12 protein-coding genes are annotated in these 16,128 nt (G+C 62.3%); 10 read left to right on the top strand and 2 right to left on the bottom strand.

Annotation, left to right across the window (positions count from 1 at the left end; genetic code table 11):
- The first annotated feature begins 8 nt into the window (after positions 1-8).
- The 8 genes from J3364_RS02925 to J3364_RS02890 all read left to right on the top strand — a co-directional run bounded on the left by J3364_RS02925 (position 9) and on the right by J3364_RS02890 (position 8,396).
- On the top strand, positions 9-1,829 hold the full coding sequence (locus J3364_RS02925) for a hypothetical protein (RefSeq protein WP_349556554.1): 1,821 nt from the start codon (positions 9-11) through the stop codon (positions 1,827-1,829).
- On the top strand, positions 1,826-4,630 hold the full coding sequence (locus J3364_RS02920; protein WP_349556552.1) for a tetratricopeptide repeat protein: 2,805 nt from the start codon (positions 1,826-1,828) through the stop codon (positions 4,628-4,630). The genes J3364_RS02925 and J3364_RS02920 overlap by 4 nt, the downstream gene beginning before the upstream one ends.
- The gene (locus J3364_RS02915; protein WP_349556551.1) at positions 4,608-5,240 is read left to right on the top strand and encodes a tetratricopeptide repeat protein; all 633 of its coding nucleotides are present in this window, start codon (positions 4,608-4,610) and stop codon (positions 5,238-5,240) included. The genes J3364_RS02920 and J3364_RS02915 overlap by 23 nt, the downstream gene beginning before the upstream one ends.
- A gap of 1 nt (position 5,241) precedes the next feature.
- Positions 5,242-5,604: a hypothetical protein gene (locus tag J3364_RS02910; protein ID WP_349556549.1), complete on the top strand. Its 363-nt coding sequence runs from the start codon at positions 5,242-5,244 to the stop codon at positions 5,602-5,604.
- 97 nt (positions 5,605-5,701) lie between these two features.
- Positions 5,702-6,343 (top strand): MotA/TolQ/ExbB proton channel family protein, encoded by a 642-nt coding sequence (locus J3364_RS02905; RefSeq protein WP_349556548.1) that lies wholly within the window; start codon positions 5,702-5,704, stop codon positions 6,341-6,343.
- Between the two features lie 16 nt (positions 6,344-6,359).
- On the top strand, positions 6,360-6,893 hold the full coding sequence (locus tag J3364_RS02900; RefSeq protein ID WP_349556546.1) for an ExbD/TolR family protein: 534 nt from the start codon (positions 6,360-6,362) through the stop codon (positions 6,891-6,893).
- Positions 6,890-7,393 carry an ExbD/TolR family protein gene (locus J3364_RS02895; RefSeq protein WP_349556545.1) on the top strand — a complete coding sequence of 168 codons (504 nt, stop codon included), beginning with the start codon at positions 6,890-6,892 and terminating at the stop codon, positions 7,391-7,393. Before J3364_RS02900 ends, J3364_RS02895 begins: the two co-directional genes overlap by 4 nt.
- A 10-nt stretch (positions 7,394-7,403) precedes the next feature.
- Complete coding sequence (locus J3364_RS02890) at positions 7,404-8,396, top strand: AgmX/PglI C-terminal domain-containing protein (protein WP_349556543.1); 993 nt, start codon at positions 7,404-7,406, stop codon at positions 8,394-8,396.
- Between the two features lie 11 nt (positions 8,397-8,407).
- On the opposite strand, the gene J3364_RS02885 is transcribed toward J3364_RS02890, so the two are convergent.
- Complete coding sequence (locus tag J3364_RS02885; protein WP_123635473.1) at positions 8,408-8,878, bottom strand: MaoC/PaaZ C-terminal domain-containing protein; 471 nt, start codon at positions 8,876-8,878, stop codon at positions 8,408-8,410.
- A 66-nt stretch (positions 8,879-8,944) separates the two neighbouring features.
- Positions 8,945-9,946, bottom strand: coding sequence for an alpha/beta hydrolase (locus J3364_RS02880; protein ID WP_349556541.1), 1,002 nt, complete (start codon positions 9,944-9,946; stop codon positions 8,945-8,947).
- 411 nt (positions 9,947-10,357) lie between these two features.
- Between J3364_RS02880 and J3364_RS02875 the strand changes: the two genes are divergently transcribed.
- Both J3364_RS02875 and hrpA read left to right on the top strand, forming a co-directional pair.
- The gene (locus J3364_RS02875; protein WP_349556539.1) at positions 10,358-12,034 is read left to right on the top strand and encodes an AMP-binding protein; all 1,677 of its coding nucleotides are present in this window, start codon (positions 10,358-10,360) and stop codon (positions 12,032-12,034) included.
- A 135-nt stretch (positions 12,035-12,169) separates the two neighbouring features.
- Complete coding sequence (gene hrpA, locus J3364_RS02870) at positions 12,170-16,084, top strand: ATP-dependent RNA helicase HrpA (protein WP_502882462.1); 3,915 nt, start codon at positions 12,170-12,172, stop codon at positions 16,082-16,084.
- Positions 16,085-16,128 lie beyond the last annotated feature (44 nt).

The following is a 16,128-nucleotide window of genomic DNA, read 5'->3' as shown; positions in this document are numbered from 1 at the left end:
CGATCGGCATGAGATCTGCGCTGTCGCTCCTGTTCGTCGCCGCCTTGCTGCCTTCCGGTCTGGCCTGGGCGGACGCCGGAAGTCAAAGCAAGCGAATCCGTGATGTGGCCCGTTATGAGCTGTTGGTGGGTGACACCGATCGAGCACTGCATGAGATCTGGAACGATGGGTCGCCAGAAGCCGGCATGTTAAGAGGCGAAGCGTTGGCTCGCATGGGTGTCGCCAACGAAGCCCGCAACGCATTGATGGCGGTACGGAGCGCCGGCCAGACACTGTCCGATCCCGCGTTATTGGCCCTGGCCAAGAGCCAGCGCCAGTTGGGCGATCGCCCTGCGTCCAATGAGGCGCTGAGCACGCTGATGCGGCATTCGAGAGGACCCGAGGGGCAGGAGGCGGCCTACCTTCTCGCGGAGGATGCAATCGATTCGGAGGCTTACGATCGGGCAGGACAGATCCTGAGCAAGAGCCAGAACGGTTATTGGGCAGCGATGGGCTACCTGAATCTGGCGACCGCATACGCCCGCCAGGACACCGACACCGCACGCAGCCTGATCGCACTCAGGGTGGCGCGCGCGATGCTGGGCGATCAGGAGGCCACCCGCTATCCCGAACTGCTCCAGCATATCCAGGTGACGGCGGGTTACCTGGCCCTGCGCAGCGACGAGCCGGACAAGGCGCTCTCCTTTCTCAGCAAAGTCTCCCTGAACGGTTATTACACCCCGCAAGCCCTGTATCTCCATGGACTGGCCCTGGCCCGTAAGGATAACTTCCGCACCGCTATGCAGTCCTGGCATCGGGCCCGCAAGTTCCCGCTGGGGTTTCCCGGGGCGGCCGATGCCTGGCTGGGCATGGGCCGCGGTTACGACGAATCCGGCTACCTGGGGCAGGCTGGCGAAGCCTATCTGGCAGCCATCTCCGCCTTTGAAGGCGAGTTGGTGACCCTGCGCACGTTGCGCACACAAATCCAGGAGCAGGGTGGCTATGAGGCAATGGTCCGCTCCGCGGGCCGTGACGACGTGGAATGGTTCCTGGCGGACAGCAAGACCCTGACCCAACCGCGCCTGGCCTATCTCATGCAGTTCATGGAGCGGCCCGAGGCCCAGCAGGCCGTCCGGGATGTCGCCGAACTGGCCCGCATGGAAAAGCAGCTGAAGCGCCGACTGTCGGACTTGGACGTCTTCGAGGGCATGCTGACGCGGCGACTCAAGCAGGTGTCCCGTCAGGGCAGTCGCGCGAAAATCGCCGAGGTCGGTCAGGGTATCCAGCAGCTGAGTCAACGACTTCAGGCCTTGCAGGCCCGGTTGGACGATGCCGGCGAGCAGGGCCAGGTTGCGGATCTGGCAACCGGTGAGACCGCGGACAAATTGGCACAGATTCGACAGATCCGGGCGCAAAAAAAATTGACACCGGAAGAACAGGCGCGCCTGGATCGCCTGGAAGGGGTGCTCACGTGGAAAGCCCAGGAGGGTTTTGACCGAGCCCGCCGGGAGCATGCGCGGCACATTGATTCGATTGCTCACTCGCTCGACGCCGCAAAGGCGGCTTACCAGCGCTTCGACAGTGAACTGAGTCAGACACCGGAACGGTTTCGCAAACTGCTGAGCCGAGTGGGCGCGGCCCGCTCCCAGGCCCGGATGCTGCTCACCCGGGTAGAAACGCAGCGCCAAAAAGCGGGCGGTGAATTGGATCAGCATCTGATGGCATTCATCGACGACCAGGCATCGCAAATGAATGCGCACCTCGATCGCAGCGAACAGCAGTTGGCCCATCTTTATGAGCACCTGGCCCTGAATGACGCCGCACCCGGCAAGGCCGGAGGTGATCAATGAACCGGCGGTTGAGTGTGGCTCTCCTGTGCATGCTGCTTCCGCTGTGCGGTTACGGCGCCGGCGAGAAAGGCAGTTTCCAGGTAAATCTCGGCGAGGATGGCGAAACCATTGGCGAGATGCGCCCGATCTTTCTGGAGATGTCGTCCCAAACGTTGCCGGCCATCTCGGTGAAAGAGGTCGCACGGCGCTACAAGCGATTGTTCGAGGAAGCGGAAGAACCGGAAGTCCGCATCGACGCGCTGCACCGGCTGACCAATCTGCATTCCCGGGCCGGCGCCAGCCTGGAGCTCTCCCCGCAGCAGGAGGCGGTGATCTATCGGGAAGCGCTGAAAAGCTACGAAATGATTGTCAGCGAGGGGCGCTATCAGGGCAGGCTCGATGAGTTGTTGTACCAGACGGCCAAGGCCTATGCCTTTATCGGCGAGGACGAGCAGTCCATCAAACGTCTGCGGCAGCTGGTGGGGTTGTATCCGCAGTCCGCGCTGGCGACGGAATCCCGCTTCCGGATTGCGGAGGATGCCTTCTCCCGCGGGGCCTACGCCGAAGCCGAACAGGCGTATCAGCGGGTCATCGACGATGGCAAGCATCCCGACCTGCAACAGAAGGCGCTGTACATGCTCGGTTGGAGCCAGTACAAGCAGCGGGCCGCGGAGCGGGCCAGTCACACCTTCCTGACCGTGCTGGATGGCTATCGGGACCGGTCCGACAATTTTACGGCCCTGGCCGGCGGAAGCGAGGATCTGGTGAACGATACCTTCCGCATCCTGGCATTAATGGCGGCCCAGCGCGACGGCGCCCGGACCCTGGACCAGATGCTCGATCGTGAAGGTGGGCGATCCTACGATTATCTGCTTTACGACCGGCTGGCGGATTATTACTTGGCCAAGCAGCGTTACGCCGACAGCGCCGCCGTCAACCGGCATTTCATCGACCGGAATCCGGAACATCCCCGGGCGGCCGCCATGCGGGCCCAGATTGTGGCGGTCTGGGAAGCCGGCGGGTTTGACCAGGAGGCGCGCGAGGCCCGGGAAGATTACGTGCAGGCGTACGCGGCGCCTTCCGCCTATCCTGCACTGTCCAGCGGCGAGCAGACCACGTGGCGGGATCTGGCCGGACAGGTGGCGGACACGCTTTATCATGCGGCCGGTCAGCAAGCCGGTGAGGAGGGCTCAAGCGGGTTTGCCGATGCCGGGCGCTACTACGGTCGTCTGGGCGATGTGAACGCTCGGGCGGGCACCTCGACAGACGCCGGTCGGTTCTGGCGCCTGGCTGGCGATGCTTGGCTCCAGGGCGGTGACCGCGCACAAGCCACCATCTTCTTTGAAAAGGCCGGCTATCAGGCGCCGGGCTACGAGGGTGCGGCGGATGCCGCCTGGGCAGCCGTGCTGGAGTACCGAAGCCAGCCGTCGCCGGCGGGTGATGCGTCACTGACCGAAGCCGTCGACCGGTTTGCCCACACGTTCCCGGCCGATCAACGGGTCACGCCGGCGCAGGCCGATCTTGCGAACCGCCTGTTGGCGGCGGGCAACCATGCCGAGGCTCGTCGGGAAGCGCTGCAGGTTACGGAATCCAGTCAGGCAGGTGCTGAAGATCAGCGAGCGGCCTATCTGGTGCTGGGCCAGATTGCGTATCAGGCCAAGCAATACCCCGAGGCAGAACAGGCCTACCGGCAGGCCTTGGCGCTGGCAGATGCGGATCGCCGTCCGATGACCGCCAGAGAAGCGTCCGACACCCGCAACCAGCTGGCACGGTCCATCTACCGGCAGGCCGAGGCCCAGGAGGCCGACGGCCAGGCGGCGCAGGCCATTGCCTCCCTCCAGCGCATCCCGGGCGTCAAGCCCGATGCGGACATCGCCATGAAGGCCCGCTACGATGCTGCCACCCTGATGCTCGAGTCAGATCAGTGGACGGCCGCTGTGGACGCCTTGCAGGGTTTTCGCCGCGACTATCCCGGGGCTGATTTGACGGCCGGCGTCAGCAGCAAGCTGGTACTGGCCTATACGTCGGCCGGTCAGCCCGTGCAGGCGGCGGATGAGCTGCTCCTGCGTGCCGAAAAAGAGGCGGAACCCTGGGACGATCGCCTGAAAGCGGCCAACTTGCTGCTGGACGCCGGAGATCCGGGCCGGGCACACGCGATCATCAGCGATTATCTGGCCCAGGCGCCGACACCGCGTGATGCCGACGAACATGTTCGCCAGCAGCGCCTGCGACGCCAGCTCATCACGGCGTCTTCGTCCGCTCCCGCCATGCGCCAGGCCTTGCTGGAACAGGAACTCGACAGCGAGTGGCATTCGCCGGACACCCTGGCCTGGGCCGCGGACGCGGCACTGGTGTTGGCGGATCAGGAAGCCGAACGTTTCAATGGCATCACGCTCGACTTGCCGCTGAAACAGTCGCTGAAGGCCAAGCGCCGGGCGCTCGAAGCGGCCGTGGGGCGATACGACGAGGCCCGCAAACTTGGGGATGACACGGTTCGATCCCGGGCATTGTTTGGCGAAGCCGAACTGTTCCGCACGCTGGCGCGGGACATCATGGATTCCCAGCGCCCCGACACTCTGAACGAGCTGGAACAGGCCCAGTACGGCGTCCTGCTGGAAGAGCAGGCTTACCCGTTCGAGGAGAAGGCGATCGACTTGCACGCCCGCAATCACCAGCTCATCGCCGATGGCGTCTACAACCCGTGGGTGCGTCGCAGTCTGGACGTACTGGGGCAAATGTTCCCGGGACGTTACAAGCGGGATGCGGAATGGATCAACTGGACCCGGGAGGAGGTGGATTATGCCCGCGCCGATACGCAGTAATGGTCCGGCGGGATACCGGTTGCACACCGTTTTGTTGGCATTGGCCCTGCTTGTGAGCGGTTGCGCGTCCCATCCCGACTCCGGGGACGGCTCCCGGACAACGCCAGTGAGGGCGACGCCGAAGGTTGTCGAGCCTCTGACAGAAGCCCAGGCCGCCCAGTTGGACGACGCGCTCAAACGCAGTGCGGCCGGTGATCTGGCGGGTGCCGAACAGCGCCTGCGTCAGTTGCGCGAAGAACGACCGGACAGCGCCGTGGTTGCGGCCCGGCTGGGATGGATCCTGCAACAGGAAGAGCAGCCACAACCGGCGATGGCGGCTTATCGAGCAGCGCTGGCGCTGGATCCGGCCGAATCCATGGCGGCCAACAACCTGGCACTGATGCTGGAGAGGCAGGGGCAGTTTAGGGAGGCCCGCGATCTGCTGCAGACCGCGCTCGCGCAACATCCGGATTCACCGCAACTGCACTTCAACCTGGCGGTGCTGGCGGAACTCTATCTGCTGGATCTGCCCATGGCCCTGGACCACTACCGCACCTTCCAGTCACTGACCGACGACCGCAAGGCCCAGGTCGCCGGCTGGATTGCGGATCTGGAACGACGGGTGAACTGAAATGGCGATCTTTGATATCCATCGCGTTTTTCGGGCACCAATACTGGCATGCTGGGTTGCAGCGATTGGCACAGGTGTACCGGTTTGGGCCGGCGCGGCGTCTGAAAAGGCATCGTCACCGTCGAAGGACCCGGTTGCGCTGACGGTGAAGGGGATTTCGGTGCAGGCGGACGACGACTATCCTCGTGTCCTGAATATCCTGCCCTGGCAGCCGCCCACCGTGTCCCGGCGCAACCGCGAGCCGCTTCGGCTGGCACCCGACGGCCTGTTGGATCCGGTGGATCCCTACGCGCTGAAGCGTCACAGCGAATTTCGCCGGACGCTGGACCCTCTGAGTGACCCCATCGGAGCGGGGCACCGGTAGCCGATTCAACCGAATAAAGACGCCCTTGATCGCCAACGGAGTCACGCCGGCATGCAGGGGCGCCAACAACAAGACCCGTAGACCGCGGAGCACACCCATGCTTGAAACCATCATTCGCTTTTTCCAGAACGGCGGCCCGTTCATGTATCCCATCGCGCTGGTGCTGATCATCGGCCTGGCGATTGCGCTGGAACGCTTTGCCTATCTGGCGATGGTGCGCCGCGCCAACCGGCGGGCGTTCGAGACGGGCATCCTGCCGCTGTTGCAGAAGCGGGATTACAAACGGGCGATGCAGGCGGCCAACAGCTCCAGCAGCGCGATCGCCGGCATCCTCGGCGCCGGGTTGGGACGCCTGCTCGGCAACCAGCGCCGTGAAGACATTGAGTACGCTATGGAAGAGGGGTTGATGGAAGTGCTGCCCCGCCTGGAAAAACGGACCCAGTACCTCGCCACACTGGCCAACGTATCCACGCTGCTGGGCCTGCTTGGGACCATCATCGGCCTGATCGCTGCCTTTACGGCGGTCGCCAACGCCGATCCCGCCGAGAAAGCCACGCTGTTGTCCCAGAGTATTTCCGTCGCCATGAACACGACGGCCTTCGGCCTGATGGCGGCGATTCCCTTGTTGCTGTTCCACGCGCTGTTGCAGACCCGCACCAACGAACTGGTCGACAGCTTTGAAATGGCGGGCGTCAAGTTCCTGAACACCGTCTCCGAACACCAGGCTCAGGCCTCCTGACAGGGATCGCATGGCCATGCGACGCAGACACCGTCGACTGAACAGCACCCCGGAGCTGGACATCACCGCCTTCATGAACCTGATGATCGTGCTGGTGCCTGTCCTGCTGCTGGGGATGGTGTTTACCCAGATCCGGATGATCGAACTGGATTTCCCGGGGCTGGCAAAGGGCGAGGTGCCCGATCCGGATCAGTTCCGCCTGGAAGTCATGGTGGTTCCCAGCGGAATGCGGGTGGCCGATAGTGAACGAGGCACGATACGTAACCTGCCTTTGAAAGAGGGGCAACAGGACTTCGCCGGTCTCAAGGTGACCCTTAAGGCGATCAAGCAGCGCATGCCGGATAAAACCGACATCGTCCTGCGTCTGGGCGAGGCGGTGGACTACCAGACCCTGGTCACGGCCATGGACACGGTACGCTCCTATCCCGCCGTGGTGGCGGCCAGCGCCGTCGACGCCGAGCTGTTTCCGGATGTGTCATTGGGCGATGCACCGGACGAGCTGCAGATCAGCGCAGTGATGGACTCTCAGGTCACCGGAGGCCGCCCATGAAGTCGTCCCGTCGGGCTCACCGGATCCAGCGACACTACAGCCGCATGCACCGGGCCGGCGGCCTGAATCTCGTGTCGCTCATGGATATCTTCACGATCCTCGTGTTCTTTTTGATGGTGAATTCGTCGGACGTGAAAGTGATGCAGCAGGCGAGCGATGTGTCGTTGCCCGTCTCCACCGCGGAGACACCCGGCGAAGAAGCGCTCTTGATTGAGGTGAGCGGTGACTCGATCCGCGTCCAGGGTCGCGAAGTCGCCCGCCTCGAAGCATTGGACGCCGAGGATGACCGCATTGCGGGCCTGTTCGATGAGCTGCAACACCAGAAGCAGCGCCGGGACGCGGTGCCGCCGGAGGGGCTCGAAATCACCGTGATGGCCGATCAGGGGACGGCTTATCGCAACCTGCGCCGTATCATGCAAACCTGTGTTGATGCCGATTACCGGCGGGTTCGGCTGGCGGTGGAGCATCAAGCCGACGAACCAGGGGCGGCCAATGGGTAGCCGGATCGACGTGCACCAGGCGGCATTGGCAACGACCGGCGCCGGCAGCGTGACTTTGCGCCTGCCCTGGGGTCGGGAGCCGGGCGAGCGGTTGCGACTGGGGTTATCGCTGCTGCTGTTCCTGGTGGTGTTCGTGCCGCTGGCCATCTGGATTCCGCGCATTGAGTTGCCCGAGCCGGATCGGCAGACCCAGGAGCAGTTACCGCCGCAGTTGGCCCGTTTGATCCAGGAAAAGCCGGAACCCAAGCCCGTGCTCAAACCGGAGCCTGAGAAGCCCAAACCCGAGCCAGAGGCGAAGCCTAAGCCTGAACCCACATCGGCACCCAAGCCACAGCCGAAACCCGCGCCGGTCATCAAGCCCGAGCCGAAACCGGTCGCCCCCGCAGAACCGCCGAAACAAACCGCTGAGCAGGCAAGAGCCGTGGCTGCAAAGTCAGGCCTGATGGCGCTATCGGAAGATTTCTCGGCGATGCAGTCTTTGGCGAAGGAATCCAGTGATCCCCGTCTGTCGGCGAATGTCGAGACGGAAACAGCCTCTGTCGCGACAAAGACGGTGGAGTCTGATGCCCTGCAACGCAGCGAGGGGATTAAGGACGTTAAAGGGCCGACCGAACAGGTGGCCCTGGCGGAACACCAGGTCAAACAGGTCGACGCGCCGGCGCCGGCCAAGCCCTCGAAGCCCCGGCCGAAAGCCGCCCCGGATCCGGGTCCGGCAGAACGCTCGATGGCCAATATACGGCGCGTTTTCGATCAACAGAAATCGGTTCTTTTCTCTTTTTACAACAGAGCGTTACGAAAGAACCCTGCACTTGAAGGTGAAGTGTTGCTGGAGGTTACGGTGGAGCCGGACGGGCACGTCTCCAACTGCCGGGTCGTCAGCTCGGAGCTGAATGCCCCGGCGCTGGAGCAGAAGATTGTCATGCGGGTGCGCCTGTTCAATTTCGGCGCGGCGGATGTCGAGACGCGTACAGTGCGCTTCCCGATCAATTTCCTGCCGTCCTGATCAGGCGGCGTTCAGCCGATGGTGATGCGTGGCAGTTGGGGTTTGGGCAGTGACATCTTCTCGGTGGGCGCGATCACTTTCGCTTCGCCGACAACCACATCCTCGCCCCGCTGGTTGGTCACGACACAGTCGATGGTGACCCGGTTCCTGCGGTCCTTGCTGGCAACCGTCAGTTTGACGGTCAGGGTATCGTCGAGCTTGACCGGGCGCTTGAAGTTGAGGCTCTGCTCCAGGTAGATCGTGCCGGGGCCGGGCATCACCGTGGCCAGTGCTGCGGAAATCAGCGAACCGCTCCACATGCCGTGGGCAATCCGCTCCTTGAACATGCTGTTCGCGGCGAAGGCCGGGTCCAGGTGGACCGGGTTCACGTCGCCGGATACAGCGGCAAACAGCACCAGCTCTTCTTCCGTCAGCGAACGGGTGTAGACGGCGGTATCGCCGACATGCAGCTCGTCGTAAACGATGTTTTCCAGATTTTCCATGTGTCTCAGTCCTGAGAAGTCCCTGATCGATGACGTTCCATACGTCAGTGCGCCATTGTGTTCTTGTTATGGGCTCTTGGTGGGATTATGCGGAGTCGGTCGATGCCGGGCAAGCCATGTCGTCAATGCGTCCACAACCTGGGAGCGATTCTGCTCATTGAACGGCTCATGGCGCATGCCTTCGAATACCAGGCAGGTCACGTCGGTATGGCCCGAGTTTCGATAGGCTTTGGCCAGCCGTCGTGTTCCCTTGCCACGCTCGCCGACGGGATCTTCCGCGCCGGACACGATCAGGATGGGCAACTGGGCCGGAATTCGCTCCAGACAACCGCGCCGGAGCAGGGCGGCCAGCCCGCTACCGAGGTCTGACCAGAGCCGGTTGGTGCAGTCAAAGCCGCAATAGGGATCGTTCAGGTAGTCCTTGACCGCCCGGTCGTCCGTGGTCAGCCAGTCGAATTCGGTCCTGGCATTGGGCACCTGCTTGCCAAAGGCGCCGAAGGTCAGGTCCCGAACCAGAGGGCTTCGCTCGTGAGGCCCGCGAAATCGGCTCGCCAGCGCCACAATCCATCGCAGGGCCTGCAGCTTGATCCGCGAATCCCGATTGGACCCCGACAGGATCAGGCCCGCGGGCCAGGCGGTCTCGGTTGAACGGGTCAGGTAGCCCTGGGCGATAAACGATCCCATGCTGTGGCCGAGCAGATAGCAGGGCAGGTTGGCATAGCTCTGGCGGATCCATTGCTGGACCTGGCCAAGGTCGTCCATCACCCGCTGCCATCCGTTGTCGTCGGCATAGTGCCCGAGCTCGTCATCCGGCGTGCCGGGGCCATGTCCGCGGTGGTCGTGGGCGACGACGGTGTAACCCTGCCGGTTCAGCTCCCGGGCCAGATGCCGGTAGCGCTGGGCGTGCTCGGCCATGCCATGGGCAATATGAATCACCGCGCGTGGCTCAGAGGCTTCCCAGGTGTACACAGGAATGCGATGGCCATCGACGGCGAACAGTGAGGTTTGGGTGACATCGTCGTCGGTCAATTCCGCCTGGGGCTGCGGCGCAGTGGTCGGCTGGTTCACGGGAGCGTCCTGCAATCAATGATGATCACTGAGTGTACATTTCAACGATAGAGCTTAGAGGCCCAATTTTGTGCGCCAGCTCTCGATTTTTCGAGGTCGTGCCAACGGGGACAGGCTTTTGCGTGGATGTCTGTGCCGTCTACCTCATTTCATTGAAAACTGGTATTCTCTCGTCACTTTTTGTGGGTAAAGGGACCTCTGCATAGCCCCTCGAGAGGGTTCAGGTGTGCCTTGCTTGAACTGGACTGCACCTGTCGCGCTTCCCGCGGGCCGACAGCCAAAAAGAAGAGCAGCCAGCGTGCAACACCACCGCACAACGACCACGATCAGGCAGAATACGAAAACACAGACACGAAGAATAAGACACCTCAGTCACTACAAGCATAATTGCAATACACAGGAGATGGTGTGATGGATTTGGAGCAGTTCTACCAGGATAAATATCCACCCGGGGTCAAGAACGAGATCGATCTGAACAAATACGAGAGCATGCTCGACGTGTTCGATTCGGCCGTTAAGAGATTTGCCGATCGCCCTGCGTTCAGTGCCCTTGGTGTGACGCTGACCTATCGGGATCTCGATACCCAGTCCCGCAATTTTGCCGCCTGGATCCAGAACAAGACCAATCTCAAGCCCGGCGATCGCATCGCCATGCAAATGCCGAACGTGACCCAGTATCCGGTCGCGGTCTTCGGCGCCATGCGGGCCGGTTTGATCGTCGTCAACACCAACCCGCTGTATACCGAGCGGGAAATGGAGCACCAGTTCAACGACTCCGGTGCCAAAGCATTGGTGGTGCTGGCCAATATGGCGGACAAGGTCGAGAAAGTCCTGCCGCATACCGGCATCGAGCATGTCATCGTCACCGAAATCGCGGACATGCATAAACCGCTCAAGCGCAAGCTGATGAACGCGGCGGTCAAATACCTGAAGAAGATGGTGCCGGAATACAACCTGCCGAATGCCCACGGCCTGCCCAAGGTGCTGAGCGTTGGCGCCAAGTGCAAGCTGACGCCGGTTGCCGTCAAGCGTGATGACATCGCCGTTCTGCAGTACACCGGCGGCACCACCGGGGTGGCCAAGGGCGCCATGCTGACCCAGGGCAACCTGGTGGCCAACCTGCTGCAGACCCGCCCGATGATGGAAGACAACGTGGAGGAGGGCAAAGAGATTGTCATTGCGCCGCTGCCGCTCTACCACATTTACTCCTTCACCCTGAACTGCGGCATCATGCTGGAATCCGGCGCCCACAGCGTGCTGATTCCGAACCCGCGTGACATTGCGGGTTTCGTCAAGGAAATCAAGAACTACAAGTTCACCTCGTTCCTGGGGCTGAACACCCTGTTCGTTGCCCTGTGCAACAACGAGGAGTTCAAGAGCCTGGACTTCAGCGCCCTGAAGATGACTGCATCCGGCGGTATGGCTTTGACCAGTTCCACCGCCAAGCTCTGGAAGCAGGTCACCGGTTGTGAAATCACCGAAGGCTACGGCATGACCGAAACCTCACCGGTGGTGACCTTCAACCCGCCGAGCGCGATCCAGCTCGGCACGATCGGCCTGCCGATCTGCTCGACCCAGATCAAGACCATCGACGATGAAGGCAACGAAACCCCGATCGGTGAGCCGGGCGAGCTGTGTGTGAAAGGCCCGCAGGTCATGAAGGGCTACTGGCAACGTCCGGAAGAGACCAAGAAGTCGTTCACCGAAGACGGTTACTACCGCAGTGGTGACATTGCCCTGATCCAGGAAGACGGTTATATCCGGATCGTGGACCGCAAGAAGGACATGATCATCGTCTCCGGCTTCAACGTGTTCCCGAATGAAATCGAAGACGTTGTCTCCAGCCACCCGCAGGTCGTTGAATGCGCCGCTGTGGGCGTGGCCGACGAGAAGAGTGGCGAGGCCGTGAAGGTCTTCCTGGTCAGCAAGTCGCCGGACCTGAAGGAGTCCGAACTGAAGGAATTCTGTCGTGAGCGCCTGACGGCCTACAAGGTGCCCAAGTTCTTCGAGTTCCGGGACGAGCTGCCGAAAACCAACGTCGGTAAGATCCTGCGTCGGGAACTGCGCGACGAAGCGACCGCGGAATAACCTCTTCGCGAGCGCGAAAACCCTGTCCCGGTCCGGCCGGCGACAGGGTTTTTTGTTGGTGAGACCGATGGCTTTTCGGATCTGTTATCGTGTTCTCCAGAATTTTCACGTTCCAATCCATAACCAGCAGGTTCAATGAGCAAGACGATCAGCCCTGAATCCTCCACCGATATCCCCACAGGTCCGGCTCTGGATGCCCGCTTTGCGGCAATGCCCCAGCGTTACGTGGCGCGCGTCAAGAAACAGCTGGCGCGCAGCAAGGGCCGTCCCGGCGAAGCGGACCGCGCGAAGATCCTGCGCTGGCTGGAAGAGGGCGAGGCGGACTATCAACGCCGGGTCGATCTGTGCCCGCGGATCGAGTATCCGCCGGAACTCCCGGTCTCTGAGCGGGTAGCGGATATTCGGGAGGCCCTGGATCGCCATCAGGTGGTGATCGTGGCCGGGGAAACCGGGTCGGGCAAAACCACCCAGATCCCCAAGATCTGTCTTGAGGCCGGGCGCGGCACCCGCGGCCTGATCGGTCATACCCAGCCTCGGCGCCTTGCGGCTCGCAGCGTGTCATCCCGGATCGCCGAGGAAATTGGCGAGCAGGTGGGTCAGCGCGTGGGCTATCAGGTCCGGTTCACCGACAACACCAGCGCTGATTCGCTGATCAAGGTGATGACCGACGGCATCCTGCTGTCCGAGATCCAGCACGATCGCTTCCTGGATCGCTACGACACGCTGATTATCGATGAGGCTCACGAGCGCAGCCTGAACATCGATTTTCTGCTGGGTTACCTGCGCAACCTGTTATCGAAGCGTCCTGACCTCAAGATCATCATTACGTCGGCCACCATCGAGGTGGACCGGTTCAGCGCGTTTTTCAGCGATGCCCCGGTGATTGAGGTGTCCGGACGAACCTATCCGGTGGAGGTGCGCTATCGCCCGTTGGTGGGTGAGGACGACGACAAGGACCAGGGCTGGACGGACGGCGTGGTGGAAGCGCTGGAGGAGATCGAAGCCCACGAACGCAGCGGCGGGCAACGTCCGGGCGACGTGCTGGTGTTCCTGCCCGGTGAGCGTGAAATCCGCGAGATGAGCAAGGCCCTGCGCCATGCGGACCTGCGTCACACGGAAGTCCTGCCGCTGTATTCCCGATTAAGTGCCCGTGAGCAGAACCGGATCTTCCAGGGTCACGCCGGGCGCCGTATTGTGCTGTCCACCAACGTGGCGGAAACGTCGCTGACCGTGCCCGGTATTCGTTACGTGATCGACACCGGCGTCGCCCGCATCAGTCGCTACAGCGTGCGTTCGAAGATCCAGCGTCTGCCTGTGGAACCGATTTCCCAGGCCAGCGCCAATCAGCGCAAAGGACGCTGCGGCCGGGTGGCGCCGGGTATCTGTTTCCGTCTTTACGATGAAGCGGATTTCCTGAGCCGCCCGGAATACACCGACCCCGAGATCCTGCGGACCAACCTGGCCTCGGTCATCCTGCAGATGGCGGTGTCTGGTCTGGGTGACATTCGTAACTTTCCGTTTTTGGAAGCGCCGGACAACCGCCTGGTCAACGACGGTTATAAGCTGCTCGAAGAGCTGGGTGCGGTGAACCCGAAGCGCCAGCTGACCAGGTTGGGCCGGACCATGGCGCGCCTGCCAGTCGACCCGCGGCTGGCGCGAATGCTGGTGGCCGGCGCCGAGCAGGGCAGTTTGGCCGAGGTGCTGGTGGTCATCGCCGGTCTGAGCGTACAGGACCCGCGGGAGCGCCCGCAGGACAAGCAGCAGGCGGCGGACCAGGCCCACGCGCCGTTCAACGACAAGGAATCGGATTTCGTTACCCTGCTCAATATCTGGAATGTTTACGAAGAGCAGCGCCAGGACCTGTCCCAGAACCAGTTGCGCCGTCTGTGCCAGAAGTCGTTCCTGTCCTACATGCGGATGCGGGAGTGGCGGGACGTCCATCGCCAACTGACGTTGCTGTGCCGGGACCAAAAGCTGCCGGTCAACAGCAAGACGGCCAGCTATGAGGCGCTGCACAAGGCCATTCTTTCCGGTCTGCTGGGGCAGGTGGCCACCAAGTATGAAAAGCGGGAGTATCTGGCGACCCGCAATCGTAAGGTGATGCTGTTCCCCGGCTCCAAGGTGGCGAAGACCACGCCGAAATGGATTGTCGCGGCGGAGATTGTCGAAACCAGCCGGGTGTTCGCCCGCATGCTGGCCCGTATCGAACCGGAGTGGGTCGAGCCGTTGGCCGGGCATGTGGTGAAGCGTCACTACTTCGAACCCCACTGGGAACGCAAGCGCGCCCAGGTGGTGGGCTTCGAAAAAGTCAGCCTTTACGGGCTGGACATCGTACCGCGTCGGCGTATTGGCTACGCCAAGGTGGACCCCGCGGAAGCGCGCCAGCTGTTCATCCGGCGGGCGCTGGTTGAGGGGGATTACAGCACCCGGGCGCCGTTCATTCGCCACAACCGGGAGATGCTGGATACGGTCGAGGGGATGGAGCGCAAGTCCCGTCGGCGGGATTTGCTGGTCGATGAAGAAACGCTGGTGGCTTTCTACCACGAGCGTCTGCCGGATTCGGTGGTGAGCGGTCAACACTTTGAAACCTGGTGGAAGGGGCTTTCCGCTGGTGAGATCAAGGCGCTTGAGCTGACCGAAGCGGATATCCTCCAGCGCGATCCGGATGCGGGACTGGAGGCAGAGTACCCCGACGAGCTGCAGTGGGAAGGCGTCCATTACCCGTTGAGCTACCAGTTCGAGCCCACCAGTCAGGACGATGGCGTCACCCTGCAGGTGCCCCTGATGGCCCTGAAGCAGGTGCCCGCCCATCGGGTCGACTGGCTGGTACCGGGGCTGCTGCGGGAGAAATGTATCCATCTGGTGAAGGGCCTGCCCAAGGCCATCCGCCGGAATTTCGTGCCCGTCCCGGATTTTGTCGATGCGGCCCTGGCCAACATGACGCCCTCCAACGAACCGTTGACCGAGAAGCTGGCGGACCAGCTGCGTCGCATGACCGGAGTTCGTATCGATCCGGAAGCCTGGCGCGGCATCGAGCTGCCGGCTCACCTTCAGATGAATATCCGGGTCGTTGACGACCATGGGGACAAGCTGGCCGAGGGGCGGGACATCACCGATATCCAGTCGCGCCTGGAAGGTCGGGCGGAGGAAGCCCTGTCCCAGGCGGCGGAGACCGGACCGACCAAAGACAGCGAGCCTGCCGAACATTGGGCCTTCGGAGCACTGCCGGAATCGGTCGACACCGAGAAGGGCGGCATGCGTGTGCGGGTTTATCCGGCCCTGGAGGATCTGGGTCGACAGGTGCGTCCCATTCGTTGCCTGGACCCGCTGACAAGTCGGCGGGTCACGGAACGCGGTGTCGCGAGACTGATCGTCAACCGGTTCGGCAGTACGCTGGACGGTATCGAACGCAAGCTGCCGGAGTTCAAGAACGCGGCGCTGCTGTTTGCGCCGGTGGGTAAGGCCGAGTCGCTGCGGGACGACCTGTTGATCTCATCGGTGATCGATCATTTCCTGGCCGAGAGCTTGCCGCGTGATAAAGCGGCGTTCGACACGCTTTTCGATGCGCATCGCGGCGACTTCATCCCGTTCCTGGAAGAGCGGACGCGATTGGTGCACGCCATTCTCAAGACCTACAACGGCTTGATGAAACAGCTCAAAGGCAAGATTCCCCTGGCGCTGGCCAACAGCATGGCGGACGTGAAATTCCAGCTGTCCCATTTGATCTTTCCGGGATTCCTGGTGGCCACGCCGGGCGAATGGCTGGCGCATTTCCCGCGCTACCTGGAAGCCGTTGAGGTCCGCCTGGAGAAAATGCCGCGGGAGATGGGCCGCGAGCGGACCTTCCTGCACGAGTTTGAAGGGCTCTGGTCCCGCTACGCCAAGCGTCGCGAAGCCCATGAAAAGCAGGGTGTCAGTGACCCTGAATTACTGCGGTATCGGTGGATGCTGGAAGAATACCGGGTGTCGTTTTTCGCGCAGCAGTTGGGGACGGCCACAACCGTATCGGTCCAGCGCCTGGAGCGGCAATGGGAAAAGGTGAGCACCTGACGCCGGTCTGTCCCTCCGCAAGGTGCTCCAGGATGCGTCGTTGC

The organism is Marinobacter sp. NFXS9 (genome assembly GCF_040148665.1).
Lineage (GTDB): Bacteria > Pseudomonadota > Gammaproteobacteria > Pseudomonadales > Oleiphilaceae > Marinobacter_A > Marinobacter_A mangrovi.
The sequence above is the reverse complement of the archived record's forward strand: the minus strand, read 5'-3'. Positions and strand labels throughout refer to the sequence as shown.